Here is a 26657-nt window from a genome sequence, read left to right on the forward strand (position 1 = left end):
CTGCGCTCAGCGTCCCGGTTCGCGGATGGCGATGGCCTGGACGCCGGAGCGTTCGAGGGTCGACTTGGCATCGTCCAGCTCGCGCAGCGAGGCGAACGGGCCGAGCATGACCCGGTGCACGGTCTGGCCGCTGGCCGCGGTGGTCGGCTCGACCCGGGCGATCAGCCCGGTGAAGGCGATCGCCGCCTTGATCTCCTCGGCGCGGCGCGGATCGCTGAACGCGCCGGCCTGCAGCAGCAGGCGTTCGGCCGGTTCGGCGGGCTTCTCCGGCTCGGCCTTGGCCTGGGCACTCAGCTCGGCGTCCGGGATCACCACCTCGCGACCGGGCAGCACGGTGTAGAAGTCGTACTTCGGCTTCTTCTCGGCCGGCTGGCCCTTCTGCGCCACCGGCGCCTCGGGTTCCGGCGGGGTGGTCGCTGCGGGGTTGGGGCGCGGCAGCAGCTTGCTGGCGTCGATGCCGTCGCGGACCAGCACGATCACCGCAATGCCCAGCCCGAGCAGCAATCCGGCCAGCAGCCACACCCAGCCCGGGGTGCGCCGCTCACCGTGGCGTCTGGCCTGGGTCTTCGGGCGGCGGGCGGCCATTACATGCTCTCCGGAGCGCCGACGCCGAGCAGCTTGAGGCCGTTGGCGATCACCTGGCGCACGCCGACGCACAGGCCCAGTCGCGCGTTGCGCAACTCTTCCTCCGGCACGAGGATCGGCAGCGCGTTGTAGTAGCTGTGGAAGGCGCCGGCCAGCTCGCGCAGGTAGTTGGCGAGGATCTGCGGACCGCGCTGGTCGGCGGCGGCCTCGATGATCTCCGGGAAGCGCATCAGCTCATCGAGCAGATCCAGCTCCTGCGGCTCGGTGAGGCGGGCGCGGGCGGCGTCGGAGGCGGTGCGGTTGTATGACCAGTGCTTCTCGGCCAGCTGCCGGAACAGCGCGCAGATGCGCGCGTGGGCGTACTGGATGTAGTAGACCGGATTGTCGTTGGAGTGGCTCTTGGCCAGCTCCAGGTCGAAGTCCAGATGCTGGTCATTGCTGCGCATCACGTAGAAGAAGCGCGCGGCGTCCGAGCCGACTTCCTCGCGCAGCTCGCGCAGGGTGACGAAGCTGCCGGCGCGGGTCGACATCTGCACGCGCTCTGCGCCGCGGAACAGGATGGCGAACTGCACCAGGCGGATCTCGATGCGCTCCGGGTCGAGGCCGAGACCCTGGGCCGCCGCCTTGAGCCGGGCGATGTAGCCGTGGTGGTCGGCGCCGAAGATGTAGATCGCGCGGTCGAAGCCGCGCTCGAACTTCGACAGCAGGTAGCCAAGGTCGGAGGCGAAATAGGTGGTGACGCCGTTCTCGCGGCGGACCACGCGGTCCTTGTCGTCGCCGAACTCGGTGGCACGGAACCACAGCGCTCCGTCCTGCTCGTACAGGTGGCCCTTGCTCTGCAGCGTGTCGATGGCGCGGTCGACATAGCCGTCGACCATCAGCGAGCGTTCGGAGAAGAAATTGTCATGGTTGACGCCGAAGCCGGCGAGGTCGTCGCGGATGTCGGCAAGGCACCAGTTGAGGCCGGCCTCGAACACCTTGCGGTAGCCCTCTCCCAGCAGCTCCTTGGCCCGGGCGATCAGGCCATCGACGTGGGCTTCCTTGTCGCCGCCCTCGGACTCGTCGGCCGGCAGGCCCTCGGTGATCTCGAACGCGCCGCGGCGCAGCGCATCGCCCTCCTTGGCGCGCAGCGCGCGGGCGATCTCGACCACGTAGTCGCCCTTGTAGCCGTTGTCCGGAAAGCGCACGTTGACGCCGCCCAGCTCGTGGTAGCGCAGCCAGATGCTGACCGCGAGGATGTCCATCTGCCGGCCGGCATCATTGACGTAGTACTCGCGCTGCACGGTGTGCCCGGCGGCTTCCAGCAGCGAGGCCACCGAGGCGCCGTAGGCGGCACCACGGCCGTGGCCGACATGCAGCGGTCCGTTCGGGTTGGCCGAGACGAACTCGACGGTGACCGATTCGCGGCTGTCCTTCTCGGCCGCGCCGTAGCGCTCGCCCATCTCGCCCACGCGGCGCAGGATGCCCAGCTTGCAGCTCGCGTTGAGGGTGAAGTTGATGAAGCCTGGCCCGGCGATCTCGACCTTGGCCACGTGCTGGGCACGCGGCAGGGTATCGACGATCATCTCGGCCAGCTCGCGCGGCTTGCGCCCGGTCGGCTTGGCCAGCAGCAGGGCCACGTTGCAGGCATAGTCGCCGTGCTCGCGTGAGCGCGCACGCTCGATCACGAACTCGGGTTCGGTCTCGAAGGCGAGGCGGTCGGCGCGGCGCAGGTCGAGCAGCGCCTGCAGCACCAGTTCACGCAGATGGTCTTTCACGGCGGCAGGTTTCCAGGGCAGAGCCGCCCATTGTAGCGCGCAGGGCCGGCCCGGGCGGGCCCCGGGGAGCCGAATCCCGCCGGACTGTCACGGAACCGCAAGATATCCGAAATAACCTTTTCGACCTCGGCGTCCGGTACTCGGGCGCATTGCAAGGTTGGAGAGAACAATGGGCCGCACGTCCCGGACACCGCGCATCGCGGCGTCCCTTCTGCTGGCAGGCTTGACCGCCTCGTCCCTTCCTGCCCTGGCGCAGCAGGCGCTGTCCGAGCGGCTGATCACGCTGCGCGGCGAGGTCGAGCAGCTGAACAGTGAGCTGGAATTGCTCCGCGAGGAGCAGCGCACGGTGCTGGCGGGCCTCAATGCCCAGCGCGCCGAGCTGAGCGCCAGCGTCGACCGCCAGCAGCTGCTGGCCCGCGACGCCGAGGCCAAGCGCGATGCCGCGCTGGAGGAATCCACCGCCCGCGGCGCCGAGGCAGGCAGCCTGAGCCCGGCGCTGTTTTCGGCCATCGACCAGCTGATCAACCAGATCCGCGGCGGTCTGCCGTTCAAGATCGAAGAGCGCGTCGCCGCGCTCGAGGCGCTGCGCGGGCAGATCAACAACGGCTCGATGCCGCCGGCGCGCGCTGCGAATCGGCTGTGGGCCTTCTACGAGGACGAACTGCGCCTGACCCGCGAGACCGGCCTGCACAACCAGACCATGGAGGTCGGCGGTGAACGCGTGCTGGCCGAGGTGGTCAAGGTCGGCAGCATGGCGCTGTACTTCCGCACCCCGGACGGGCGCTTCGGCCAGGCGGTCCGTGGCGGCAACGGCTGGCAGTTCGTGGTAGCCGAACCGGCCGACGCCCAGCGGCAGATCGCCGATCTGTTCGAGGCCCAGCGCAAGCAGATCAAGCAGGGCCTGTTCACCTTGCCCCAGCTGGCCGTCGCCGGAGGTGGCCGATGAACGCCCGCCTCGGCCTGCTTCTCGGCCTCGCCTTCGCCGCGCCGGTCCTGGCCCAGGACGCCGCGCCGGTCACGACGCCCACAGCGGCCATCGAGTCGCCGGCGCCGCAGGTGTCGATCGAGGACGCCTACAAGAAGGAGTTCGCCTTCCTCGAGGCGCAGAAGCGTGAGCTGCAGCGGCGCATCAGCCAGATCCGTGGCGAGTTCGAAAAGGACCGCGCCCGCCTGGAGTCCGAGGTCGCAGCGCTCGAGGCCGCCGTACTCGCCGCGCAGTCGCGCGCCGAGCAGGCCCAGGACGCCCTGGCCCGCGCCGAGCAGCAGGGCCAGGCCAGTGTCGACAACCAGGACCTGGTCACCGCCACCCTGGAGCAGGCCAGATCGACGCTGGGCGGGCTGGGCGTCGAGGGGCTCAATGACGACGCCTTCGTGGCCCGGCCGGAGGCCGAGCGGCTGCAGGCTATGTTCGCCCAGGCCGACCGCCAGCTGGCCGCCCTGCAGAGCGTGCGCCGCGAGCCGGGAAGCTTCTACCTGGCCGACGGCAGCGAGGTGCAGGGCACCCTGGTGCACTACGGCAACGTCGCCACCTTCGGCGTCAGCGATGCCGGCAGCGGTGCCCTGGCGCCCGCCGGGGGTGGCCGTTTCAAGCTGTGGAATGCGCCGACTGCCGAAAGCGCCGCAGCGCTGGCCAACAAGCAGCTGCCGTCGGCGATCAACGCCTTCGTCTACGACAACGCATCGATCGCAGTCTCCGAGCCCGAGGCCAAGACCGTCTGGGGCGAAGTCCAGAAGGGTGGCGTGATCGGTTACGTGATCCTGCTGCTGGGCGCGGTCGCCATGCTGCTGGTGGTGCTGCGTGCGCTGTTCCTGCAGAACGCCGGGGCCTCGATCGGCAACATCCTCGATGCCGTGACCCCGGCGGTGAAGGCGCGCAAGCCCGATGAGGCGATCAGCGCCGCCAAACGCTTCAAGGGCTCGGCCGCGCGCGTGGTCACCGCCGCGCTGCGCAACGTCGACCGCGAGCGCGAGCACCTCGAGGACATCGTTTCCGAGTCGATCCTCCACGAATCCACCCGACTCAACCGCTTCGGCAGCGTCATCACCATGATCGCCGCGGTCGCCCCCCTGCTCGGCCTGCTCGGCACCGTGACCGGCATGATCCAGACCTTCGACGTCATCACCGAGTTCGGCACCTCCGATCCCAAGCTGCTTTCAGGCGGCATCGCGACTGCCCTGGTCACCACCGAACTGGGCCTGATCGTGGCGATTCCCTGCCTGCTGCTGGGCAACCTGCTGGGTGGCTGGGCCGACCGGATCAAGGACGACATGGAGAAGGCTGCCCTGCGCACCATCAACCTCTACAAGGACGTTCGCGGCCTCGCCGCCTGAACGTCGGTGGAGGCCACACGGCCATGAGCAGCCCTCTTACCCATCCCGGTGGCCTGTTCGATCAGGTCAGCGCCTATCTGGCCAGCGGCGGCTATGTCATGCCGCCCCTGGTCATCATCACCCTGGTGCTCTGGTATGCACTTGGCGCGCGCTGGGCGCTGCTGCAGCGCGGCAGCCAGAAGAACGTGCGCGTGCTGCTGCGCAAGTACTCGCAGGGACGCGGCAAGGCCCCGGAAGGCATCGTCGACCAGGCCATCGTCCACGGCCTGAGGCTGCGGGACGAGGGGCAGGCGCCGCTGCGCCGCTATCTGGACGACGCTTTCGCCGACTACGAGGCGCGCATCAAGCGCTTTGCCAGCACGGTGACGACCATGGTCGCCATCGCCCCGCTGCTCGGCCTGCTCGGCACCGTCGCCGGCATGATCGAAACCTTCGATTCGCTGGGCGACATGAGCCTGTTCTCGCAGTCCGGCGGCATCGCCGGCGGCATCGCCACCGCCCTGTTCACCACCCAGATGGGCCTGGTCGTCGCCGTGCCGGGCGTCATCTGCAAGGCGCTGCTCGACCGCCGCCAGCATCAGATCGAGATCGACCTGGCGCAGATCAAGGATCTGCTGACCAGCAACACGCACCTGGACCAGGACGCCTAAGCCATGCTCCGCCGTCGCCCGCGCGCCAGCACCGACACCACGGTCGATCTCACCCCGATGATCGACATGACCTTCATCCTGCTGATCTTCTTCATGGTCTCGACGACCTTCGTCAAGGACATGAAGATCGACCTCAACCGGCCGGGCGCGCAGAGCCAGAGCGTGGCCTCGACCAAGGCGATCCGGATCTACATCGACCGCCAGGGCGAGACCTATCTCGAGGGTGAGCCGATCCGCAGCTGGGTGATCCAGAGCCGTGTGCGCGACCAGCTCTCGGGCATGACCCAGAAGTCGGTGCTGGTGGTGACCGACGCCAACGTGCCCTCGCAGAAGCTGATCGACGTAGTCGACGCCGCGCGCCTCGCGGGCGCCGAGGACGTCGGTGTCGCCACCGTGGCCGAGGCCGGGGAAGGCTGAGCGATGAACCCGCTGCGCAATCCGCGACTGGTCGGCGGCGCGAGCGCGGCGCTGGGCCTGATCCTGGTCATGACCCTCGTGCTCACCATGAACACCCAGCTTGCGCGGCCCGATGACGACGCCGGCAGGGCCGCCAGCAGCATCGACGTGGTGAAGAAGGAAAAGCCGCCGCAGCCCGAGCCGGTCAAGCGCCCCGAGCCGCCCAGGCGCAAGCCGCAGCGCAACGCGCCGGCACCCCTGGTCGGCCTCGACTCCGGCCTTGCCGGCCTCAGCTTCGGTCTGCCCGGCTTCGACGCCAGCGAGCTGGACCTCGGCAAGGGCCTGCTCGGTGATTCCGGCGACGTGGTGATGACCGACGACTCGGTCGACGTGCCGCCGCGACCGATCGTCCAGGCGCCGATGGCCTATCCCTCGCGGGCCAAGGCCAGCGGCGTCACCGGCTATGTCGTGCTCAGCGTCCTGATCGGGCCGACCGGCCAGGTGGAGAAGGTCAAGGTGTTGGAGTCGCAGCCCTCCGGGGTTTTCGACGATGTCGCAGCGGCCGGCGTACAGGGCTGGAAATTCGAGCCGGCCCAGTACAAGGGCGAGAACGTCCGCGTCTGGGCCAAGCAGCGGGTGAGGTTCGATCTGTCATGAGCGACGTGACCACCTCCGCTGTAGGAGCCAGCTTGCTGGCGATCCACACCTGCCGATCGGAGCGTTCGCCAGCAAGCTGGCTCCTGCGGGGCATGCGTGTGGCCATGATCGCGTTCTGTCTGAGCATCGCCTTGCCCGCGCTGGCCCAGGATGAAGTCGACTACGTCGAGCTTGCCGCTGTGCTTGCGCGCGACGGCGAAATGGAGCGCGCCGAAGAGGCGCTGCGCAACGTCGATCTCGACGCCGAGGGCGTCGATCTGGCCAAGTACCACACCGTGCGCGGCCTGGTCGCCATGGAGCGCCAGCAGCTCGAGACCGCCGCCGAGGCCTTTGGCGCTGCCTTCGCGGCTGGCGAGACGGATCCGCTGATCCACCTGTATCGCGCCCAGGCCCTGTTTGGCCTCGATCGCTACGCCGATGCGATTGCCGCCATCGAGCAGGCCGGCGAGCCGGTCGAGGGCCTGTCCGGCGCCTGGCTGATGCGCGCCCATGCCGAGTGGATGCTGGATCGCCGGCAGGCGGCGATGGACACCCTGCGCGAGGCCAGCGGCCGTTTCCCCTCGAACACGTCGTTCCAGCGCCGTCAGGTGTTCTACCTGATCGAGGCCGGGCTGTATCAGGAAGCCGCCGAGCTGGGCCGCGACTATCTTTCGCGGGTCGAGGGCAAGCCGGAGGACTTCGTCGCCATCGGCACCGCCCTGCGCCGCGCGCGCAGCTTCGACGAGGCGCTGCAGTTCCTGGAGGCCGCCCGCCTTGCGCACCCCGAGGACGGCAATATCGGCAAGGCGCTGGCGCAGACCTGGCTGGAGAAGGGCAACGCCTACGCTGCCGCCGAGATCCTCGCCATCGAGGCCGAGCGCGAGCCCGCCCTGCTGGCCGAAGCCGCCGAGCTGTTCCGCCGCGCCGGGCATCCGATGCGCGCGCTCATGCTCAATGCCCGCATCAGCGACAGCGAGCGCAAGCTCAAGCAGCGCGTCGGCATCCTGGTCGAGCTCGGCCGCTTCGAGCAGGTCGCCGGCATGGAGGCCGCGCTGTACCGCGCCGGTCTGCTCGCCGACGAGGACATCCGCTATGCGCTGGCCTACGCGCACTTCCGCGGCGGCAACTTTGAGGCGGTCGAGCGCCATCTCTCGGCGCTCAAGCGCCCTGAGCTGTTCCGCAAGGCCACCGAACTCCGCCGCCTGATGCAGGACTGCGCCGACGCGCGCTGGACCTGCGCGTGACCCTCCAACGGACTGATCGATGAAATGCCCCGCACTCGCTTTGGCCGCGCTGGCGCTGGCCACCCGCCTGGCGCTGGCCGCTGACCCGGCCGAGGTATCGATCTACCTGTTCGATGACGTCACCCCCGTCGCCGACGTCGAGGTGCTGGTCGACGGCAAGCTGCTCGGCCGCACCAGCGAGGCCGGTGCCATCGCGCTGACCCTGCCCGCCGGCGCGCGCACCGTGGTGCTGCGCAGGGGCTCGGAAGAATTGCTGAACCTGCCGCTGGAACTGCAGGAGAAAGAGAACGCCCAGCTGATCGCGACCCTGCAGCCGAACGCCGCCCCGCGGGTGGTGATCGAAAGCTCTCACCGCGACGGCAGTGCCGCGATCGGGGCGCCGCAGCCGGAAGCCGCCGGCCCGCCGGGCCAGCTGTCCGGTCGCATCATCAACACCGAGAACGGCACGCCGATTGCCAATGCGCGGGTCTACGTCAGCGGCACCCCGCTCGACATCGTCACCGATGCCGAGGGCAACTTCAGCGCCGAGCTGCCCTCCGGCGACTATTCGATCTCGATTATCGCCGCCAACTTCAGCACCCTCACTCTCGACGGCGTGAAGATCACTGCCGGCGAGACCACCCAGCGTCCAATCGAACTGACCCCGGCCGGCTTCGAGCTGCCCGAGTTCGTGGTGCTGGAGCCCTTCGTCGAGGGCTCGCTGGCGGCGTTCGTCGAGGAGAAGCGCAGTTCGTCCGCGGTCGCCGATATCCTAGGCGCGGAACAGATCTCCCGCGCCGGCGACTCCGACGCCGCCGGCGCGCTCAAGCGCGTCACCGGCCTGACCCTGGTCGATGGCAAGTTCGTCTACGTGCGTGGCCTCGGCGAGCGCTACTCCTCGGTCCTGCTCAACGGCGCGCAGATTCCCAGCCCGGACCCAACCCGGCGCGTCGTCCCGCTCGATCTGTTCCCCACCGAGATCCTCCAGGGCATCGTGGTGCAGAAGACCTACACCGCCGACATGCCCGGCGAGTTCGGCGGCGGCACCATCCAGTTGCGCACCCGCGGCGTGCCGGACAGCTTCCTGCTCAGGGCCTCGCTGGGCATCGGCTATGCCGACGGCACCACCGGCGAGGACGGCCTGACCTATGCCGGCGGCCATCGCGACTGGACCGGCAGGGACGATGGCACCCGCGAAGCCCCGGCGAACCTGCTTGGCCCCGCGCTGCCCAGCGATCCTGCAGAGCTGGAGGCGCTCGGTGAGGAGCTGGCCGGGCGCGGGTTCGGCGTGTTCGAGCGGCACATCGGTGCGAACAGCAGCGCCTCGTTCTCGGTGGGCGATGATTTCCGCTTCGATGACGCGGGCTGGAGCCTCGGCTACATCGCTGCCTTCCGGCACAGCCAGAGCTGGGATACGCGCGACGAGCAGCGCAACGGCTTCAGCGTGCTGGGCAACGGCACCCTGATCCCGCTCAGCGCGTTCGAGCGGCGCAAGACCGAGCGGGCGATCGACGCCGGGCTGTTCTTTTCCACCGGACTCAAGATCGGCGAGCACCACGACATCGTCGGCACCGCCTTCCAGGTTCGCCAGACGATCGATGAGACCCAGATCGACGAGGGCCTGCTGGGCTCGGGCAATATCGAGCGTCAGTTCGCGCTGGAGTGGGTGGAGAACGAACTGACTACCAAGCAGCTCGGCGGCGAACATTCGCTGGTCGGGCTGGGCGGAATGGTCGTGTCCTGGCAGGTCACCGACTCGCGCGCGGTCAGGTACTCGCCCTTCACTCGTGAGTACGGCTTCTCCCTCGACGAGGAGTTCGGTGAGTTCTTCTACAACGGGCAGAACTTCATCCGCTTCGAGGATCTGGTCGACGATGCCGGGCAGGGCCGCTTCGACCTCAAGTGGCCGTGGCGCTTCAACGACACCGACAGCCTCACCCTGATGGCTGGCGTGGACAAGGTGGAGCGCGAGCGCCGATCGTCCATCGAGCGGTTCGCCTTTCGTGGCGGTCGCGTCAACAACGCTACCGATATTCGCGACGTTCTGTTGCCTGACCGTATCGGCCCGGACCGCAGCCAGCTGCGCCTGCAGCGCTCGACCCTGTCCACCGATGCCTACACGGCCTCGCAGACGCTGGATGCGTTCTATCTGAGCAGCGATCTGGTCTGGGGCGACTGGCGCGTGAACCTGGGCGTGCGCGAAGAGCGCAATGACCAGGAGGTGATCACCCAGCCGCTGTTCGGCAGCGCGGGCGTGCCGCCGGTTGTCGGCAGCATCGAGGCCACCGATCGACTGCCTTCAGGCTCGGTCACCTGGGCCTACACCGAGAAGGCCCAGCTGCGCCTTGGCTACAGCAGGACCGTGTCGCGGCCCGACTTCCGCGAGCAGTCCGAAGCGCCCTTCATCGACCCTCAGCTGGACATCCGCGTGCAGGGCAACCCGGACCTGAAGGCAGCCGTTGTGGAGAGCCGCGACCTGCGCTGGGAGTACTACTTCACCCCGACCGAAAGCTTCTCGGTGGCTTACTTCGAGAAGGACTTCGTCAACCCGATCGAGCTGGTCCGCATCCCGGCCTCGGGCGAGCTGCTCGGCATCCGCAATGCCGCCTCGGCTACCAACCGTGGTGTCGAGTTCGACCTGTACAAGTCGTTGGGTGAGGTGTCCGCCATCAACTGGCTGCCCGGCTGGCTGAAGGGGCTGCCCTGGGCGGATCTCTATATCGGTGGCAACTACGCCTATATCGATTCCGAGATCGACCTCGGCGACAACCAGGGCACCCAGACCAACGCGCGCCGGCCACTTCAGGGGCAGTCGCCCTATGTCGGCAACCTCAGTCTGTCCTATCTGCATCCGGAGGGGGATGTCGAGGCAACCCTGCTCTACAACGTGTCCGGCGAGCGCATCTCCCAGGTCGGCGACTCGGGGGTGCCCGACATCTACGAGCAGCCGTTAAAGCAGCTCGACTTCACGCTCAGCAGCCAGCTGCCCTGGGAAGGCTGGAAGGCCAAGCTGCGGCTGCGCAACATTCTCGATCCCGAGGCGCGCTACAGCGTCGGCAGCGAGACCTCGCGCAGCTTCCGCAAGGGTCGTGAGATCAACCTGAGTGTCGAGTGGCGCTACTGACGCCGGCCGCCTGTCATGGGGCGGTCATCTTCCTGCAGGATTCCTGAAAGACCCGCGAAGTAAGGTGCGCCCGGTGTCGGCGGAGGCCGGCCAGTCTCCCAACGAAACTCGAGGTTCATCCCATGACCAAGCTTCGCAAGTCGCTGCTCGCGGCTGCCTGCACCTTCGCCCTTGCCGGCCAGGCCGCGGCCGTCCACATCAACGAGTCCTTCGACGGTGCCTGGGTCGATCCCTCGGCCGCCGGCAACCAGAAGGGCCTGATGGTCGACTACATCCCCAGCGCCAACACCTTCTTCTTCGCCTTCTTCACCTATGACGGCGCCGGCGACCAGCTGTGGACGGTGGGTGCCTTCGAGGTGCAGGACGGCGTGCGCGACTACACCGTGCCGGTGGAAGTCGTGACCGGCGGTCGCTTCAGCGAAGGCGGCAACCCGACCGGAGCGCCGATCGGCAGCGTCGACATCTCGGTCAACTGCGGCGCGATCAACCTCGACTTCACCCCCGCTTCCGGCGTGTCGCTGACCGCCGCCAGCTACAGCTTCGAGCCGAGCCTTGGCCTCGACAAGCTGAGCTCGGGCGAGTGCAACACCCCGGTCAACGACTGCCCGGCAGGCACCACCGCCGAGGGCGACCGCTGCGCCCTGCCGAGCAGCATCAGCAACAACCTGATCCTGCCGGCCGGCAAGACCTATGTGGTCAATGGCCGTGTCTCGGTCGAGTCCGGCGGCAAACTGAGCATCGCCCCGGGCGTGACCGTGGTCGGCGGCGCCCAGGCCACCGCGCCGAACTTCATCTCGGTCAAGCAGGGCGGCCAGATCTACGCCAACGGCACCAAGGACCAGCCGATCACCTTCACCGGGCCGGAAGCCGTGCCGGGTTCCTGGGCCGGCATCGTGATCGCCGGTCGCTCGATCTGCAACGACGCCACCGCCAACCAGCCCTGCCAGTTCGAGGCCGTGCCGGACATCACCTATGGTTCCTCCACCGCCCCGGTGCTGGACGACAATTCGGGCGTGCTGCGCTACGTGCGCATCCGCTGGGCCGGTCAGCAGATCGCTCCGAACGAAGAGCTCAACTCGCTGACCCTGCTCGGCGTCGGCAACGGCACCGTGCTGGAGTACGTGCAGGTCGACGGCGGCCTGGACGACGGCTTCGAGATGTTCGGCGGCAGCGTCAATGGCCGCTATCTGGTCTGCTCGAACATGGGCGACGACTGCTTCGACTTCGACCAGGGCTACAACGGCAAGCTGCAGTTCGGCCTCGGCTTCCAGGGCAGCAACCCCGACCTGACCTCGGACTCGAACGGCTTCGAGACCGACAATGACAGCAACAACAACGACAAGCAGCCGCGCACCACGCCGAAGGTGGCCAACTTCACCATGGTCGGCACCCCGAGCGGCACCCGCGACGGCATGCGCATCCGCCGCGGCGCGGGCGGCAACTACGTCAACATGGTGGTGACCGGCTACACCCGCAGCTGCCTCAACCTGGACGATGCCGGCACCTTCGGCCTGGGCACCGCTTCTGCCCAGGGCGAGCTGTTCACCATGACCAACAGCTTCATCGGCGGCTGCACCGGCAACACCTTCGACGACGCCTCGGGCGACCCGTACGCGGTGTCTGCCTGGTACAACGCTGGCACGGGCAACCAGAGCGGCAATCCGCAGCTCGACGGCTTCCTGCCGGCGGCGGGCTCCCCGGTGCTGAGCGGCGGCGGCGTGCTGGCCGACGGCTTCTTCCAGCCGACCGCATACCGCGGTGCCTTCGGCCCGGGTGAGAACTGGACCAAGGACTGGACCGTCAACCTGCCGAACCAGTAAGCGTCAAGGCCGTCGCGACAGGGAAGCCGCCGCGGATCGGGTAGTACGGTCGGGGCGCTCTTCGGAGCGCCCCGTTTCGTTTTCGGCTGTGCCCAGGGGCGCGTGCCGGCGTGGGTGCGCCAGGCGATGCCTCAGGGCGCCAGGGAATAGGCCGAGAAGGCCTCGACCACGGCCTGCCCGTTGCGCGGGCCGCGGCCATTGAACTGCTCGCGCAGGGCGCTCGCCACCTGGCGCAGGCGCTCGGCATTGCCCTCCTTGGCCGCGGCGAAGGTGTCGCGCCCGATATCCGAACAGAAGCGGTGAAGTTCGAAGAAATAGCGCTCCTGCCCGTCGCTGAGGAAGCCGAGGCAGGGCTGTGCCGACTGCTCCGCATCCAGCGAGCGTCCACTGCGCATCTCGCGCTCCTGGCACAGCCGGCTGGCGCTCTCGGCCAGCCATGGGAAGGCCTCGCCGACATTGGCGGTATCGAGGTCCGAAGCCATCTGCGCCAGCTCCACCGCGCGCACCGCGCTCGGATCCTCGCGCCACCAGGGGAACTCGCGATCAAGGAACAGCGGCAGCTGCGGCGCCAGTGCGCCGGCGGTGGTGACCACCTCGGCGGTGTTGAACTCCCCCGGCGGCGGGGTCGGCCGCGGATCGAAGGTCGAACCGGCAATCATCATGTCCAGCGCGTCGTACAGGCCGCGATCGCGCAGTCCGTCGAAGCCGGAGAGGGCGAGAATGCGCCGCGTCTCGCAGATGCTCGCCGCCTCGTTGTTGCCGATCGGGTGGCTGAAGTCGACCTGCTCGCGTTGGCGCAGGTCGTGGCAGGTCGCGAACAGCGACAGGGCCAGCCACTCGAACAGCGGCAGCCGCTTCAGCCCGACCGTATCCATCATCCGGCCAAGGCGGCCGTCGAGGATCTCCAGCGCGTGGTTCTCGTTGTGATAGTGATGGAAGTCGTCGCCCCAGCTGCCGTGGCGCATGCCGAGGCGGGCAAGGCTGATCATCAGGGCGCGTTCGACCCGATCCAGCAGCGCCGGGTCGGCATCGGCAAAGGCCTCGCGGAACGCGTCGCGGCGGCGCTCCAGCAGCTGCAGGAAATCCGGCCGGCAGTCGCGCAGCAGCCGCTCCGCCGTGACCGAATCGGGCACGGCCCGCTCGACGCCATCGGCTGGGAACGAATGCTTCAGCTGCAGGAACACGGGTTCCACCACTCCCGACGGCATGGCCGGCGAACTGTCATGTAAGGAGTATACGGCGGGCAGGCGTGACGGACAGGCGGTGGGATGTGCTGCGGCGCAGCACGCATCCGGCCTATACCCAGCCTCGCGCGGCCATCGACACCGGCGGGCCGTCGCCGACCACCAGGTGGTCGAGGAGTCGGACATCGACCAGGGCAAGCGCGTCGCGGAGGCGCAGGGTGAGGTGGCGGTCGGCCGCGCTCGGCTCGGCCACCCCGCTGGGGTGATTGTGGCCAACGAGCACCGCAGCCGCGTTGCGCTCAAGGCAGCGCTGCACGACCACCCGCGGATGCACCTCGGCGCCGTCGATCGTGCCCTGGAACAGCACCTCGAAGGCGATCAGGCGGTGTCGCGAGTCGAGGAAGGCGACCGCGAAGGCCTCGTTGCCGAGCGGTCTCAACCGGGCGACGAACAGCCGGGACGCGCTGCCGGGGTCGGTCAGCGCCTCACCGCGCTCCAGGCCCTGCTGCAGGCAGCGGTTGCCCAGTTCGGCGGCGGCCTGCAGCCGGCAGGCCGCCACCGCGCCAAGTCCCTGGAGACGCCGCGCTGGCGGCCCGCCCAGCGCCTGCAGCAGGCCGCGCAGGCTGCCGTGAGCCTGCAGCAGCCGGCGTGCCCGGCTGACCGCATCCTCGCCGCGAACGCCGGAGCCGAGGAAGATCGCCAGCAGCTCGGCGTCGGACAGCGCCTGGGCGCCGCGGCCGGCCAGCTTCTCTCGCGGTCGTTCCTGCGCCGGCCAGTGTTTGATGCTCATCTCGAAACGTGTCTTCGGCCTGCCGCCGATCTGCGGCATGCTCAGCCTGCCGATCGTCGCCGATCCGGCCCAGAGGGCACTTCAGGCGGTTCGGGTAAGATGCCGCAGCAATGATGGGTAGGAGGTTTCCGATGGCCGCAACGCTGGCCGCAGAGCGCATCGTGCTGGGCGTCGGCGGCGGCATCGCAGCCTACAAGGCGGCCGAGCTGGTGCGCCGACTGCGCGAGCAGGGGCACGAAGTTCAGGTCGTAATGAGCGAGGCGGCGACACGCTTCGTCACGCCGCTCACCTTCCAGGCGCTTTCCGGACGCCCGGTGCGCACCACGCTGTGGGACGACGCCGCGGAAGCGGCGATGGGCCATATCGAACTTGCCCGCTGGGCCCAGCGGGTGGTGGTGGCGCCGGCGACGGCCGACCTGATCGCCCGCATGGCCACCGGCCAGGCCGATGATCTGCTCACCACCCTGCTGTTGGCCACCGGCGCCGGCGTGTTGCTTGCGCCGGCGATGAACCAGCAGATGTGGGCCCATCCCGCGGTGCAGGCCAACCTCGCCCTGTTGCGGGAGCGAGGTGTTCAGGTCGTCGGTCCGGGGAGCGGAGGACAGGCCTGCGGAGAGTTCGGTCCCGGCCGGATGAGCGAGCCTGCGGAGATCCTCGCCGCCCTGGGCGCGGCGCGCGGCGCGGGAGCGGGTGTGCTGCAGGGCCGGCGGGTGCTGATCACCGCGGGACCGACCCTCGAGGACATCGATCCGGTCCGCTTTGTCGGCAACCGCAGCTCGGGGAAGATGGGTTTCGCGGTCGCCGCCGCCGCCCGTGCAGCGGGCGCCGAGGTCACCCTGGTGTCCGGCCCGGTTTCCCTGCCGACGCCGGATGGCGTCACCCGCATCGACGTGCGCTCGGCGCAGCAGATGCACCAGGCCGTATTCGCAGCGCTGCCCGGCCAGGACGTTTTCATCGCCGCCGCGGCCGTGGCCGACTACCGGCCGGCCGAGCCGCTGGCGCAGAAGCGCAAGAAGGCCGGCGAGACCTGGCAGATCGATCTGGTGCTGAATCCGGACATCCTCGCCGAGGTGGCCGCGCGTCCGCAGCGCCCGTTCATCGTCGGCTTCGCGGCCGAGACCAATGATGTCGAGGCCCATGCCCGCGACAAGCTGCGCCGCAAACGGCTGGACATGATCGCCGCCAACCATGTCGGCCAGCCGGGCTGCGGCTTCGAGTCCTGTGACAACGCGCTGTCGGTCTACTGGCAGGACGGCGGCGAGGAGATCGCCCTTGCCGACAAATCGGCGGTGGCCGCCCAGCTGGTCGAGTGCATCGCCCGCCGCATGGAGGCTGCAGGATGAGCGGACAGCGCAGGGTGGCGCTCAAGGTGCTGGATGCGCGGCTTGGCGATGAGTTCCCGCTGCCGGCCTACGCCACTGCGGGCAGCGCCGGCATGGACCTGCGCGCGATGCTCGACGCGCCGCTGCAGCTGGCCCCTGGCCAGGCCGAGCTGGTGCCCTCGGGGCTGGCCATCCATATCGGCGATCCGTCGCTCTGCGCCGTGGTCCTGCCGCGCAGCGGACTCGGCCACCGCCAGGGACTGGTGCTCGGCAACCTCACCGGGCTGATCGACGCCGACTACCAGGGACCGCTGATGATCAGCCTGTGGAACCGGGGTGAAGGCCCCGTTACCATCGCTCCGGGGGATCGCGTTGCTCAGCTGGTGTTCGTGCCGGTGGAGCAGGTGGCGCTGGAACCCGTCGAGGATTTCTCCCTCTCCGCCCGCGGATCCGGTGGCTTCGGCCATACCGGACTGCGTTGACGCCCTGACAGGACGCCCGAATGGCCAAAGCACGAGCCGCCAAAGCCGCCCGCGACGACGCGCCGCGCTTGAGCCTGAAGAACCTTCCGATCGGCGAGTCCGGCCTGCGCATCATCCTGCTGGTCATCGCCGGCGCGATCGGCATCGCCGCGGCAGGCTATGTGGCGATCGGCCTGAACGGGCTGCGCGCGGAGCCGATCGGCGTCAACCTGGTCGACGAGCGGGCGGCGCTGGCCACCCGGCTCGCCGGCATCCTGCGCAAGGCGGGCGACGAACTGGAGCAGCGCAGCAACGACCGCTATTTCCTCGCCGACGTCGCCGCCGGCGAGTTCGAGGAAGCCGCCCAGCGCCTGGGCAGCGGCTGGGACAAGGTCGTCGGCACGAGTGTCGAGGCGGCTCGGGTGGAGGCCACCGTGGCCAGCGCCGGTGATGACGCCGACTACACCCGGTTGGCCCTGGTCGCCGCGGCCAGCGTCAGCGGTGAGATCGAGTCTGCACCGCTTGGCAGTCGCGGCTCATTGCACGTCGGGATTGCCCGGCGCATCGATCAGGACGGCCGGCCGATCGCCGTGGCGGTAGCCGAGCTGCCGATGAGCGTGCTGACCGACCACATCCGCAGCCTGTCGATTGGCGGAGCGCTGATCGAGCTCAAGGTCGGGCAGGAGATCCTGTTCACCTATGGCAACGAAGCGCTGCGTCCGACTGCGACGCCCCTGGCCGTGCCGGATTCGCCGTTTGCGCTGAACCTGGCGATGCCGAAAAGCATGACCGGCACCTCGCCGCTGGCTTCGGTCGGCATCGGCGCCGCGCTGGCGGTGCTGGCGGTGATGGTCGCCGGCTTTGCTCGGCGGGTCACTCTCGAGACGCCGGACTTCGGCGTGCCGACCTTTGCCGAGACCCTCGCCGCCGAGGCCGCGGAGGCCGCGGCGCAGAAGGCCGAGAGCGCGCCGCGCCCGGCGGCCAAGAAGGAAGAGGCGGCGAAATCCTCGCTGCGCGTCGACCGCAGCATCTTCCGCGCCTACGACATCCGCGGCGTGGTCGGGAAGTCGCTGGATACCGGCATCGCCAAGCTGATCGGCCAGGCCATCGGATCGACCCTGCGCGAGCAGGGACTGCGCGAGATCGTCGTCGGCCGCGACGGACGGCTATCGGGGCCCGACCTGTCCAAGGCGCTGATCGAGGGGCTGCGCAGCACCGGCTGCGACGTGGTCGACATCGGCCTTGCGCCGACCCCGGTGGTCTACTTCGCCAGCTACCAACTCGGCACCGGCAGCTGCGTTGCCGTCACCGGCAGCCACAATCCGCCGGACTACAACGGGTTCAAGATCGTTCTGGGCGGGGAAACGCTGTCCGGCGATGCGATCACCGCGCTGTACGAGCGGATCAGCGAGAACCGACTGCACAGCGACCAGCCGGGCGGCCTGCAGGAGCAGGCGATGGGCCGGGACTACGTTGATCGGATCTCCTCCGACGTGCAGCTCGAGCGGCGGATGAAAGTGGTCGTCGACTGCGGCAACGGTGTCGCCGGGGCCGTTGCGCCGGAGGTCCTCGAGGCGATCGGCGCGGCCGCGGACGGCCTCTATTGCGAGGTCGATGGCGAGTTCCCGAACCATCATCCGGACCCCAGCGATCCGCACAACCTCGCCGATCTGATCACCTCGGTAAAGCGAACCGGTGCCGAGCTGGGCCTCGCCTTCGATGGCGATGGCGATCGACTCGGCGTCGTCACCCGCAGCGGCAAGATCATCTATCCCGACCGGGTGCTGATGCTGTTTGCCCAGGATGTGCTGAGCCGCAACCCCGGCGCCGCGGTGATCTACGATGTGAAGTGCACTGGCCACCTTTCTGGACAGATCCTGCGCCACGGCGGCAGCCCGATCATGTGGAAGACCGGGCATTCGCTGATCAAGGCGAAGATGCGCGAGACCGCCGCCGAACTGGCCGGCGAGATGAGCGGCCACTTCTTCTTCAAGGAGCGCTGGTACGGGTTCGACGACGGCATCTACGCCGCGGCCCGCCTGCTCGAGATTCTGGCCACCGACGACCGCGATCCCGACGAGATCTTCGCCGAGTTGCCGGACAGTGTGTCGACGCCGGAGCTGAAGGTCGAGATGGAGGAGGGCGAGCATTACGCCTTCATGGAGCGCTTCCGGGAGAAGGCCAGGTTCGAGGGCGCCAAGGTATTCACCATCGATGGCGTGCGCGCCGACTGGTCGGACGGCTGGGGACTGGTGCGCTGCTCGAACACGACGCCGTGCCTGGTCCTGCGCTTCGACGGCGACAGCGAACAGGCGCTGGCGCGGATCCAGGAAACCTACCGCGAGCAGCTGCTGGCCGTCGACCCGAAGCTGAAGCTGCCGTTCTAGGCTTCCCCGGTTTCGTCTGTCCGGCGTGGAAGCTCGAAGGGTCCGCCGGCAGGCAGGCTAGCCGGAGATCCAAAGGCGAAGTCCGATGGCTGCGCCGGGCATGCAGGCGACCAGAGCCCCGGCCCGCACCAACGGCCTCGACACCTCGCCGGGCGCCTGCGAGCCCACCGGGCTTGCCTGCCATCGGGATGGAAACGGCTGCGGCCGTCGAAGGGCGCAACGAGAGGCCCGAACCGCGAAACGCCTGGCTCGCGCGGAGCACGACCAATCTAGGGAGGCGCCCCGGTCAGGCCCGGCAGCGGGGCGCAGTAAGGTTGTTCGCCTCTTGTACTCGCCGCCCCCGGATCCTGCGGCGCCTGCGGGAAAGGAGACTAGTTCTGCGCCGCCTGCTGGGCGGCCTCGGCCTGCAGGCTGAGGTAGCGCTCGCGGGTTTCGCTGTATTCCTTGTCGACCTCCGCCTTCTCGGCCTCGCGGCTGGCCAGGTAATCACGCTGCTGGGTCACCTGACGCTGGGCGAGTTCGATCGATTGGCGGATGTTGTCCGGCACCTTCTTGTTCTGGCGCTGCAGGCCGGCTGCGTGGGCAAGCAGCTCGGCAAGGCTCTTCTCCTGGCTGCGGATGCCGGCGCGTGCCGACTCCAGCGACTGTTCAAGCAGGTCGAAGCGCTCGGCGTAGGCGCGATCCAGCTCGGCCACCGACCCGTACGAGCTGAGCAGGATGTTGTCGCGCTTGGCCTGATCCTCCTCCAGCTTGCGCTGTTCGGCGGCGGCGCGCTGGGCGGCCGCGGCGACGGCCTTCTCCTCCGCGGTCAGCGCGCGGCCGACCTCGCCCACCTTCAGGCCCCGCTGGTTGATCTCGGAGCGCGCGTTCTCGATTGCTTCCGGCGGAACGTGATCGCTGTAATGGACCTTGCCGTCCTTGTCGGTCCAGCGGTACAGCCGCTTCTGCTGGGCGTCGGCAAAGCCGGCGCTCATCAGCACGACAGCGGCGATGGCAAGGGTGAGCAGACGCATTCCGGTCTCCTTCGGGTCACCCGTCGCAGCCGAACTCCGCACGGTAGCGCCGCAGCGGTTCCAGATGATCGGCCAGCCGGGCATCGCGTTCAGTATAGGCCAGTACGTCGGCGAGGCCGGCGATGGCAATCACAGGAATTTCCTCGGATTCAGCTACCTCTTGCGCCGCGGAGCGTCGCCCTGTGCCGCGTTCCTGCCGATCCAGGGCAATCAGCACGCCGCAGGGCGTCGCGCCGGCCGCGCGGATCAGCGACAGCGACTCGCGCACCGCGGTGCCGGCGGTGATTACGTCATCGACGATCAGCACCCGCCCTGCGAGCGGCGCGCCCATCAGCTGGCCGCCCTCGCCGTGGGTCTTGGCCTCCTTGCGATTGAAGGCCAGCGGCAGGTTGCGCCCACGGCGCGCCAGCGCGATCGCCACGGCAGTCGCCAGGGGAATGCCCTTGTAGGCCGGGCCGAACAGCATGTCGAAGTCCAGACCGGAGGCCTCCAGCGCATCGGCATAGCATTCCCCCAGTTCGGCCAGGGCCATGCCGCTGTCGAAGCGCCCGGCATTGAAGAAGTACGGCGAACTGCGCCCCGACTTCAGGGTGAAGCTGCCAAAACGCAGTGCCTCGCGTTCGGCGGCGAGGGCAAGAAAGCGTTGACGATGGTCGCTCATGGGCACTCCCGGGGTGATCGCCGCGCAGCTTAGGCGGGGTCGGGCGGGCTGTCATCCCGCGGCCGATTTGCCCTTGGCGGCGGCGCGAGGCAGGCTTGGCGCCGCTCCGCCGGGGCCAGTTCATGGATGGAGGGTGGGTTTTTCAATGAGGATCGTGAGTTTCAACGCCAATGGCCTGCGCTCGGCCGCGACCAAGGGCTTCTTCGACTGGTTCGCGGAGCAGGACATCGACCTGCTCTGTGTGCAGGAAACCAAGGCGCAGACGGAGCAGCTCCAGGACCAGGTGTTCTGCCCGTCCGGCTACCACCGTCACTTCCACGACGCCCGCTGCAGGCGCGGCTACAGCGGCGTCGCGGTGTATTCGCGGCAGGCGCCCGACGAGGTTTGCCGCGAGCTCGGCTGGGAAGAGTTCGACTGCGAGGGGCGCTATCTCGAGGCCCGCTTCGGTTCGCTCAGCGTAGTGTCGCTCTACCTGCCGTCGGGCTCCAGCGGCGACGAGCGCCAGGGCTACAAGTTCCGGGTGATGGAGTGGTTCGCTCCGATTCTGGAAGGTTGGCTGCGCAGCGGGCGCGACTACGTGGTCTGCGGTGACTGGAACATCGTCCACACCGAAAAGGACATCCGTAACTGGAAGTCCAACCAGAAGAACTCGGGCTGCCTGCCCGAGGAGCGCGCCTGGCTCGGCGAGCTGCTGTCAGGGCAGGGCTGGGTGGACGCCTACCGGCGGCTGCGGCCCGACGGCGAGGACTACACCTGGTGGTCGCAGCGGGGTGCCGCGCGGGCCAAGGACGTCGGCTGGCGGATCGACTACCAGCTGGTCTCGCCGGGGCTGGCCGAGCGGCTGCGCGACTGCGCGATCTGCCCGCGCGAGCTGCGTTTTTCCGACCACGCACCGTTCATCGTCGACTACCGCTGATCGGCAGGGTCGCGTCCTGCCGAGCCGAGGGCGCGGTCGACGAGGCCGGCCCGCATCATCAGCCAGAACAGGATGACGCCCGGCAGGGCGATGACGAAGGTCAGCAGGTAGAAGTCGACATAGCCCATGGACTCGATCAGCGCACCGGCGCTGGTCCCGGTGATCAGCCGGCCGACCACCGAAGCCGCCGCCGAAAGCAGGGCGAACTGGGTGGCGGTGAAGCTGAGATTGCAAAGCGCCGACAGGTAGGCCACCACGGTGACTCCGCCAATGCCGCTGGCAAGGTTCTCGAAGCCGATGCAGGCCGCGAGCAGCCAGTTGTCGTGGCCCACTGCGGCCAGCCCGGCGAAGGACAGGTTCGACACCGCCATCAGCACCAGGCTCAGCAGCAGCGCCTGCTTCAGTCCGAGCCGCGCGTACAGGGCGCCGCCCAGGAAAATGCCGACCAGATAGGCGACGAAGCCGAAGCCGACGTCATAGGTGGCGATCTCGTCATTGCTGAAGCCGAGATCGTTCAAAAGCAGGCGCAGGGTCAGCTGGCCGAGGGTATCGCCGATCTTGTGCACCAGCACGAAGAGCAGGACCAGCCAGGCGCCCGAGCGGCGCAGGAACTCGCCCAGGGGTTCGATCACCGCGGCCATGATCCCGGCACTCTCGGGGGGCGGACGGTGCCGCGACGGCTCGCCCAGCCACAGCGAGGCGAGAATGGCCGGCAGGACGAAGCTGGCGCAGGCCAGGTAGGCGGCGGTCCAGCCCCAGTGCGCGGCAATCAGCAGGGCCATCGCACCCGCTGCCACCGAGCCGATCCGCCAGCCGTACTGCGACATGCCCGAGCCGGTGCCGAGCTGATGAGGCTCAAGCGTCTCGATCCGGTAGGCGTCGATGACGATGTCGAAGGTGGCCCCGGAGACGCCGACCAGCACCGCCGCGATGGCGACCGTCTGCAGGCTGGCCTCGGGCGAGGCGATGCCGAGGAAGCCGACGCTGGCGGCCACCGCTGCCGCGCACAGCCAGAGCCAGGCGCGGCGCTGGCCAAAGCGCGACAGGCCGGGAATGCGTATCCGGTCGATGGCCGGGGCCCAGAGGAACTTCAGGTTGTAGACCAGAAAGGCCAGCGAGAACGCCGTGACCGCCTTCTTGTCGATGCCGTCCTGGGCCAGCCGGGTGGTCAGCGTTGCGCCGATCATCGCGTAGGGAAAGCCCGATGACATGCCGAGCAGCAGGGCGCCGAGCGGCGCGGATTCGACATAGGGACGCAGGGCGACCGGTAGACGCTGGTGCCAGGCAGGACTCATGGATTCGCGGGACTCAGGCGGAAAAGAGGCCGCCCAGGATGCGTGGCCCGGCCGCGCCGGTCACCTCCGGCAGGTTTCCCGGGCGGGAGTGGAGTGTCGCATGGGCGAGCCAGGCAAAGCCCATCGCCTCGACCAGGTCGGGGTCGACGCCGCGCACCGCGCTGGACTCGACCTGCGCCCCCGGCAGCCGGCGCGCCAGGCCGGCCATCAGTGCCGCGTTGCGCGCGCCGCCGCCGCAGACCAGCAGGCGCTGAGTCGACGGCTGTTCACGCAGCAGGGCGGTGGCCACCGTGTCGATGCTCAGCGCCAGCAGGGTGGCCTGGACGTCTTGCGGACGCAGCGTCTTCAGCCGAGCGCCGCCGCGTTCGCCCAGCCACTCGAGGTTGAGCATCTCGCGCCCTGTGCTCTTGGGTGCGGGCCGGGCGAAGTAGGGCTCGCACAGCAGCTGTTCGAGCAGGATGCGGTCCGCCGTGCCGCCGGCCGCCCAGTCGCCGTTGGCGTCATACCCCTCTCCGCGGTGGCGGGCATGCCAGGCGTCCAGCAGGCAGTTCGCCGGCCCGGTGTCGAAGCCGCGCACCGCGCCGCCGCGCGGCAGCAGGGTGAGGTTGGCGATGCCGCCGAGGTTGAGCACGGCGCGATCCTCGTGCGGATCGCGCAGCAGCGCAGCGTGAAGGGCGGGCAGCAGGGGCGCGCCCTGGCCGCCGGCGGCCAGGTCACGGCGACGGAAGTCCGCCACCACGGTGCAGCGGGTTCGTTCGGCGATCAGCGAGGGGTCGCCCATCTGCCAGGTGAAGGGATGCGGTCCCTCGGGCCGGTGGCGGATGGTCTGGCCATGGCTGCCAATGGCGGCGATCCGCTCCGGCCCGACCCCGGCGCTGTCCATGAGGGCCCGCGCCGCTTCGGCGAAGGCCGAGGCGATGCGTTGCTCCAGCCGGCCCAGCGCGTCGAGGTCTACCGGTTCGGTGGACTGGCTGACGCGGATGATCTCCTCGCGCAGTCCGTCCGGATAAGGGTGGGTCAGCCCGGCCAGTAGCTCCGGATGCGGATCGAACCGGCACAGCGCGGCATCGATGCCGTCGGCGCTGGTGCCGGAGATCAGACCGAGGTAGAGATCGCGTGGTGCCTGGTTCACCGCCGCGACGCGAGCTGCGCGTTGTCCTCGCGCAGCGCCAGCTGGGCGACCAGCGGTTCCTTCTGCAGGCGGAAGCGACCCATCTCCGAGGCCGGTAGCGGCTCGGGCTTGGGCATGGTCACCTTGAGCGGGTCGCGGTGGACGCCGGCCAGACGGAATTCGTAGTGCAGGTGCGGGCCACTGGCCAGGCCGGAAGCGCCCACGTAGCCGATCACGTCCCCCTGCCGTACCCGCGCGCCAGTACGGAAACCGCCGAACTTGGACATGTGGCCGTAGAGGGTGGTGACTTGGCCGCCGTGCTGCAGGATCACGGTGCGCCCGTAGCCGTTCTTCCAGCCGGCGAACAGAACCTTGCCGTCGCCAGCGGCCATGATCGGCGTTCCGGTGCGCGCGGCGTAGTCGACGCCGCGGTGGGCGCGGGTCACCCCCAGCACAGGATGCTTGCGCGCCGTGCTGAAGCGCGAGCTGATCCGGGCAAAATCGATGGGCATGCGCAGGAAGCCCTTCTTGACCGGACGGCCTTCGGCGTCGAAGTACTCGCTGCGACCGTCAGCGAACATGTAGCGGAAGACCTGGTAGCGCTTGCCCTGGTTGACGAAGGTGGCGGCGAGAATGTCGCCCGATCGCAGCCTTTCGCCGTCGCGCCAGATCTCCTCATAGATGACGTGGAACTCGTCGCCCACCCGCAGGTCCTGGGCGAAGTCGATGTCGTAGCCGAAGGCCTTGGCCAGCTCCAACGTGGCCGCCGTGCTCATGCCGGCGGCCTCGGCGGCCCCGAACAGCGAGGCGGTGATTCGGCCGGAAGCCACCAGCACCCGGTTCTGCAGCTGGCGGGCCTCGGTCTCGCTGCGGATCTCGTCGTCGTCGAGATGCAGGACGACCCGGCTGGCATCGCCCTTCTCGAAGCGCAGCGCACGCAGGGCCCCGGTTTCATCGCGCGCGAAATCGAACACCTGCCCCGGCCGGATCCGGGTCAACGGCTCGCGCATCCCCTTCACCTCGAGCAGTCGATGCAGGAGCTGCGCCGACAGGCCCTGGCCCTGGAACAGGTCGGCCATGGACTGACCCGGCTGCACGGCCACGGAAGTCCAGTCCGGCGTGCTGTCATCGCCCTCGGCGCGCACCGTCTCGATCGGCTCGGGCAGGTCGAGACCGGTCTCGACCCAGTCATCGCTCACCAGCGCCTCACCGGGCACCTCATCGGCAGGCTGTTCGCGGTGGGCATCGGCAAAGCCGGGAATGATCGAACTGACCAGCACGACCACCGCGCCAAGACAGCTCGCCAGGACCCAGTGCTCGCGCTGCCACTGACGCGGATGGCGCCAGCCTTCGATGCCGGAAAGGCCTGATTCGGACACGCGGCCCTCCCTGCGATGCGATTCGATCACCGGTCACGTACTCTTCTGAAATCGGAACGTACGATAAACAGGCTCAAGACACCGCGTCAAACCTTTGTTCCTGCTGGATTTTTCAGCTCGTCGCGTTTAACGTTGCATTAACTTCCTGCCACCCGGTTCCGGCGGGCGGCACACACCTGTTGGAAAGGATCGAGATGGCCAGTGAAGCGGTCGAAGCCGCGTTGTCCCTGATCGCCCGCGGCGCGGACGAACTCCTGAAGCGTGAAGAGCTGGAGCAGCGCCTTGCGCGCGGCCAGACGCTCCGGGTCAAGGCGGGGTTCGACCCCACCGCGCCCGACCTGCATCTCGGGCACACCGTCCTGCTGAACAAGATGCGTCAGTTCCAGGATCTCGGTCACCAGGTGATCTTCCTGATCGGCGACTTCACCGGGATGATCGGCGACCCCACCGGCAAGAACGCGACCCGCAAGCCGCTCAGTCCGGCCGACGTCGAGGCCAATGCCCGCACCTACGCCGATCAGGTGTTCAAGGTGCTCGATCGTGAGCGCACCGAGCTGCGCTTCAATTCGGAGTGGTTCAAGAGCATGGATGCCGCCGGAATGATCCGGCTCGCTGCCCGACACACCGTGGCCCGAATGCTCGAACGTGACGACTTCTCCAAGCGCTTCGCCTCGCAGCAGCCGATCGCCATCCACGAGTTCCTTTATCCGCTCGTCCAGGGCTGGGATTCGGTGGCCCTCAAGGCCGACGTCGAGCTCGGCGGCACCGATCAGAAGTTCAACCTGCTGATGGGCCGCGCGCTGCAGGAGGCGGAAGGCCAGCCGCCCCAGGTGGTGCTGACCATGCCCTTGCTCGAGGGCCTCGACGGCGTCAACAAGATGAGCAAGTCGCTGGGCAACTACATCGGAATCAACGAGCCGGCGATCGACATCGTCACCAAGACGATGAAGATCGGAGACGAGCTGATGTGGCGCTGGTTCGAGCTTCTCAGCTTCGACGCCAGCCTGTCGGACATCGAGGCAATGCGTCGCGACATCGAGTCGGGGCAGCTCAACCCGCGGGACGCCAAGCTGCGACTGGCCCGCGAATTGGCCGCGCGTTTCCAGGGCGCGGCCGAGGCCGAGCGCGCCATCGAAGGCTGGCATGCCGCGGTGAGGGGTCAGGGCGACCTGGACACCCTGCCGCTGCACGACATCGGCGTCGACGAGGGCGGCCTGCGGATCCCGGCGCTTCTGACCCGGGCGGGACTCACGTCGAGCAACAGCGAGGCGAGCCGCAAGCTGAAGGAGGGTGCCGTCCGCATCAATGGTGAAGTGGTCAGCGATGCGCAGGCCGCGCTGGACGCGGGTTTCGAAGGGCTATTGCAGGTCGGCAAGCGCAATTTCCGCCGCGTTCGCCTGGTGCGAAGCTGAACGAATCGCGAATTTTTTCGCGCAGAGGGAAAAACCCGCTTCCCATTTCGAAAGCCTTGCTGCATAGTTCGCGGCCCTTCTGCGGGGCGGTCTTTCGGGGCGGCGAAGCGGGAGGGACCGGAGTAGAAAAGTTCGTTTGAGGGTATTGACGGACTTCGGAAACGGTGTAAGATGTGCGGCTCGGTTGGACGGAAACGTTCGATC

22 protein-coding genes are annotated in these 26657 nt (G+C 68.6%); 13 read left to right on the top strand and 9 right to left on the bottom strand.

Annotated features, from left to right (window positions below):
• Positions 1-6 precede the first annotated feature (6 nt).
• Positions 7-585, bottom strand: a complete 579-nt coding sequence (locus tag M0G41_RS02445; protein WP_248204717.1) for an SPOR domain-containing protein — start codon at positions 583-585, stop codon at positions 7-9.
• A complete protein-coding gene (gene argS, locus M0G41_RS02450) occupies positions 585-2342 on the bottom strand; it encodes an arginine--tRNA ligase (protein WP_248204718.1) in 1758 nt (585 codons plus the stop codon). Before argS ends, M0G41_RS02445 begins: the two co-directional genes overlap by 1 nt.
• Positions 2343-2511: 169 nt before the next feature.
• Between argS and M0G41_RS02455 the strand changes: the two genes are divergently transcribed.
• From M0G41_RS02455 to M0G41_RS02490, 8 genes are all read left to right on the top strand, one after another.
• Positions 2512-3288 carry a DUF3450 family protein gene (locus M0G41_RS02455; RefSeq protein WP_248204719.1) on the top strand — a complete coding sequence of 259 codons (777 nt, stop codon included), beginning with the start codon at positions 2512-2514 and terminating at the stop codon, positions 3286-3288.
• Positions 3285-4673 carry a MotA/TolQ/ExbB proton channel family protein gene (locus tag M0G41_RS02460; RefSeq protein ID WP_248204720.1) on the top strand — a complete coding sequence of 463 codons (1389 nt, stop codon included), beginning with the start codon at positions 3285-3287 and terminating at the stop codon, positions 4671-4673. The genes M0G41_RS02455 and M0G41_RS02460 overlap by 4 nt, the downstream gene beginning before the upstream one ends.
• Before the next feature lie 23 nt (positions 4674-4696).
• Complete coding sequence (locus M0G41_RS02465; protein WP_248204721.1) at positions 4697-5323, top strand: MotA/TolQ/ExbB proton channel family protein; 627 nt, start codon at positions 4697-4699, stop codon at positions 5321-5323.
• 3 nt (positions 5324-5326) lie between these two features.
• A complete protein-coding gene (locus M0G41_RS02470; RefSeq protein WP_248204722.1) occupies positions 5327-5740 on the top strand; it encodes an ExbD/TolR family protein in 414 nt (137 codons plus the stop codon).
• Between the two features lie 3 nt (positions 5741-5743).
• On the top strand, positions 5744-6376 hold the full coding sequence (locus M0G41_RS02475; RefSeq protein ID WP_248204723.1) for an energy transducer TonB: 633 nt from the start codon (positions 5744-5746) through the stop codon (positions 6374-6376).
• 104 nt (positions 6377-6480) lie between these two features.
• Positions 6481-7599, top strand: coding sequence for a tetratricopeptide repeat protein (locus M0G41_RS02480; RefSeq protein WP_248204724.1), 1119 nt, complete (start codon positions 6481-6483; stop codon positions 7597-7599).
• 19 nt (positions 7600-7618) lie between these two features.
• Entirely contained in the window at positions 7619-10702 is a 3084-nt protein-coding gene (locus tag M0G41_RS02485; protein ID WP_248204725.1) for a TonB-dependent receptor domain-containing protein, read from the top strand.
• A 122-nt stretch (positions 10703-10824) separates the two neighbouring features.
• The gene (locus M0G41_RS02490; RefSeq protein WP_248204726.1) at positions 10825-12522 is read left to right on the top strand and encodes a hypothetical protein; all 1698 of its coding nucleotides are present in this window, start codon (positions 10825-10827) and stop codon (positions 12520-12522) included.
• Between the two features lie 131 nt (positions 12523-12653).
• Here M0G41_RS02490 and M0G41_RS02495 read toward each other — a convergent pair whose 3' ends face one another.
• Complete coding sequence (locus M0G41_RS02495) at positions 12654-13706, bottom strand: hypothetical protein (protein WP_248204727.1); 1053 nt, start codon at positions 13704-13706, stop codon at positions 12654-12656.
• Between the two features lie 112 nt (positions 13707-13818).
• Positions 13819-14496 (bottom strand): RadC family protein, encoded by a 678-nt coding sequence (gene radC / locus M0G41_RS02500; protein ID WP_248204728.1) that lies wholly within the window; start codon positions 14494-14496, stop codon positions 13819-13821.
• A gap of 131 nt (positions 14497-14627) precedes the next feature.
• Between radC and coaBC the strand changes: the two genes are divergently transcribed.
• Genes coaBC through M0G41_RS02515 form a run of 3 tightly spaced genes read left to right on the top strand, consistent with a single transcriptional unit; the run spans position 14628 to position 18666 of the window.
• On the top strand, positions 14628-15839 hold the full coding sequence (coaBC, locus tag M0G41_RS02505; protein WP_248204729.1) for a bifunctional phosphopantothenoylcysteine decarboxylase/phosphopantothenate--cysteine ligase CoaBC: 1212 nt from the start codon (positions 14628-14630) through the stop codon (positions 15837-15839).
• Positions 15836-16300, top strand: coding sequence for a dUTP diphosphatase (dut, locus tag M0G41_RS02510; protein WP_248204730.1), 465 nt, complete (start codon positions 15836-15838; stop codon positions 16298-16300). The genes coaBC and dut overlap by 4 nt, the downstream gene beginning before the upstream one ends.
• A 20-nt stretch (positions 16301-16320) precedes the next feature.
• Positions 16321-18666: a phosphomannomutase/phosphoglucomutase gene (locus tag M0G41_RS02515; protein ID WP_248204731.1), complete on the top strand. Its 2346-nt coding sequence runs from the start codon at positions 16321-16323 to the stop codon at positions 18664-18666.
• Positions 18667-19037: 371 nt separating this feature from the next.
• On the opposite strand, the gene M0G41_RS02520 is transcribed toward M0G41_RS02515, so the two are convergent.
• Complete coding sequence (locus M0G41_RS02520) at positions 19038-19679, bottom strand: DUF4124 domain-containing protein (RefSeq protein ID WP_248204732.1); 642 nt, start codon at positions 19677-19679, stop codon at positions 19038-19040.
• A gap of 16 nt (positions 19680-19695) precedes the next feature.
• Complete coding sequence (gene pyrE / locus M0G41_RS02525) at positions 19696-20340, bottom strand: orotate phosphoribosyltransferase (RefSeq protein ID WP_248204733.1); 645 nt, start codon at positions 20338-20340, stop codon at positions 19696-19698.
• A 145-nt stretch (positions 20341-20485) separates the two neighbouring features.
• Between pyrE and M0G41_RS02530 the strand changes: the two genes are divergently transcribed.
• Positions 20486-21256, top strand: coding sequence for an exodeoxyribonuclease III (locus M0G41_RS02530; protein ID WP_248204734.1), 771 nt, complete (start codon positions 20486-20488; stop codon positions 21254-21256).
• Here M0G41_RS02530 and M0G41_RS02535 read toward each other — a convergent pair.
• From M0G41_RS02535 to M0G41_RS02545, 3 genes are read right to left on the bottom strand one after another with little or no spacing between them, the layout of a single operon-like run.
• On the bottom strand, positions 21247-22551 hold the full coding sequence (locus M0G41_RS02535; RefSeq protein WP_248204735.1) for an AmpG family muropeptide MFS transporter: 1305 nt from the start codon (positions 22549-22551) through the stop codon (positions 21247-21249). The genes M0G41_RS02530 and M0G41_RS02535 overlap by 10 nt on opposite strands.
• Positions 22552-22564: 13 nt before the next feature.
• The gene (locus tag M0G41_RS02540; protein WP_248204736.1) at positions 22565-23683 is read right to left on the bottom strand and encodes an anhydro-N-acetylmuramic acid kinase; all 1119 of its coding nucleotides are present in this window, start codon (positions 23681-23683) and stop codon (positions 22565-22567) included.
• Positions 23680-25041 carry an OapA family protein gene (locus M0G41_RS02545; RefSeq protein WP_248204737.1) on the bottom strand — a complete coding sequence of 454 codons (1362 nt, stop codon included), beginning with the start codon at positions 25039-25041 and terminating at the stop codon, positions 23680-23682. Before M0G41_RS02545 ends, M0G41_RS02540 begins: the two co-directional genes overlap by 4 nt.
• A gap of 194 nt (positions 25042-25235) precedes the next feature.
• Between M0G41_RS02545 and tyrS the strand changes: the two genes are divergently transcribed.
• A complete protein-coding gene (gene tyrS, locus M0G41_RS02550; protein ID WP_248204738.1) occupies positions 25236-26453 on the top strand; it encodes a tyrosine--tRNA ligase in 1218 nt (405 codons plus the stop codon).
• Positions 26454-26657: the final 204 nt, after the last annotated feature.

The organism is Pseudomarimonas salicorniae (assembly GCF_023156535.1).
Lineage (GTDB): Bacteria > Pseudomonadota > Gammaproteobacteria > Xanthomonadales > Xanthomonadaceae > Pseudomarimonas > Pseudomarimonas salicorniae.

Excerpts from the sequence above, each read along its gene's own strand:
- M0G41_RS02445 (WP_248204717.1), bottom strand. The coding sequence starts at position 585 with ATGGCCGCCCGCCGCCCGAAGACCCAGGCCAGACGCCACGGTGAGCGG.
- M0G41_RS02455 (WP_248204719.1), top strand. The coding sequence starts at position 2,512 with ATGGGCCGCACGTCCCGGACACCGCGCATCGCGGCGTCCCTTCTGCTG.
- M0G41_RS02460 (WP_248204720.1), top strand. The coding sequence starts at position 3,285 with ATGAACGCCCGCCTCGGCCTGCTTCTCGGCCTCGCCTTCGCCGCGCCG.
- M0G41_RS02465 (WP_248204721.1), top strand. The coding sequence starts at position 4,697 with ATGAGCAGCCCTCTTACCCATCCCGGTGGCCTGTTCGATCAGGTCAGC.
- M0G41_RS02470 (WP_248204722.1), top strand. The coding sequence starts at position 5,327 with ATGCTCCGCCGTCGCCCGCGCGCCAGCACCGACACCACGGTCGATCTC.
- M0G41_RS02475 (WP_248204723.1), top strand. The coding sequence starts at position 5,744 with ATGAACCCGCTGCGCAATCCGCGACTGGTCGGCGGCGCGAGCGCGGCG.
- M0G41_RS02480 (WP_248204724.1), top strand. The coding sequence starts at position 6,481 with ATGATCGCGTTCTGTCTGAGCATCGCCTTGCCCGCGCTGGCCCAGGAT.
- M0G41_RS02485 (WP_248204725.1), top strand. The coding sequence starts at position 7,619 with ATGAAATGCCCCGCACTCGCTTTGGCCGCGCTGGCGCTGGCCACCCGC.
- M0G41_RS02490 (WP_248204726.1), top strand. The coding sequence starts at position 10,825 with ATGACCAAGCTTCGCAAGTCGCTGCTCGCGGCTGCCTGCACCTTCGCC.
- radC (WP_248204728.1), bottom strand. The coding sequence starts at position 14,496 with ATGAGCATCAAACACTGGCCGGCGCAGGAACGACCGCGAGAGAAGCTG.
- coaBC (WP_248204729.1), top strand. The coding sequence starts at position 14,628 with ATGGCCGCAACGCTGGCCGCAGAGCGCATCGTGCTGGGCGTCGGCGGC.
- dut (WP_248204730.1), top strand. The coding sequence starts at position 15,836 with ATGAGCGGACAGCGCAGGGTGGCGCTCAAGGTGCTGGATGCGCGGCTT.
- M0G41_RS02515 (WP_248204731.1), top strand. The coding sequence starts at position 16,321 with ATGGCCAAAGCACGAGCCGCCAAAGCCGCCCGCGACGACGCGCCGCGC.
- M0G41_RS02520 (WP_248204732.1), bottom strand. The coding sequence starts at position 19,679 with ATGCGTCTGCTCACCCTTGCCATCGCCGCTGTCGTGCTGATGAGCGCC.
- pyrE (WP_248204733.1), bottom strand. The coding sequence starts at position 20,340 with ATGAGCGACCATCGTCAACGCTTTCTTGCCCTCGCCGCCGAACGCGAG.
- M0G41_RS02530 (WP_248204734.1), top strand. The coding sequence starts at position 20,486 with ATGAGGATCGTGAGTTTCAACGCCAATGGCCTGCGCTCGGCCGCGACC.
- M0G41_RS02535 (WP_248204735.1), bottom strand. The coding sequence starts at position 22,551 with ATGAGTCCTGCCTGGCACCAGCGTCTACCGGTCGCCCTGCGTCCCTAT.
- tyrS (WP_248204738.1), top strand. The coding sequence starts at position 25,236 with ATGGCCAGTGAAGCGGTCGAAGCCGCGTTGTCCCTGATCGCCCGCGGC.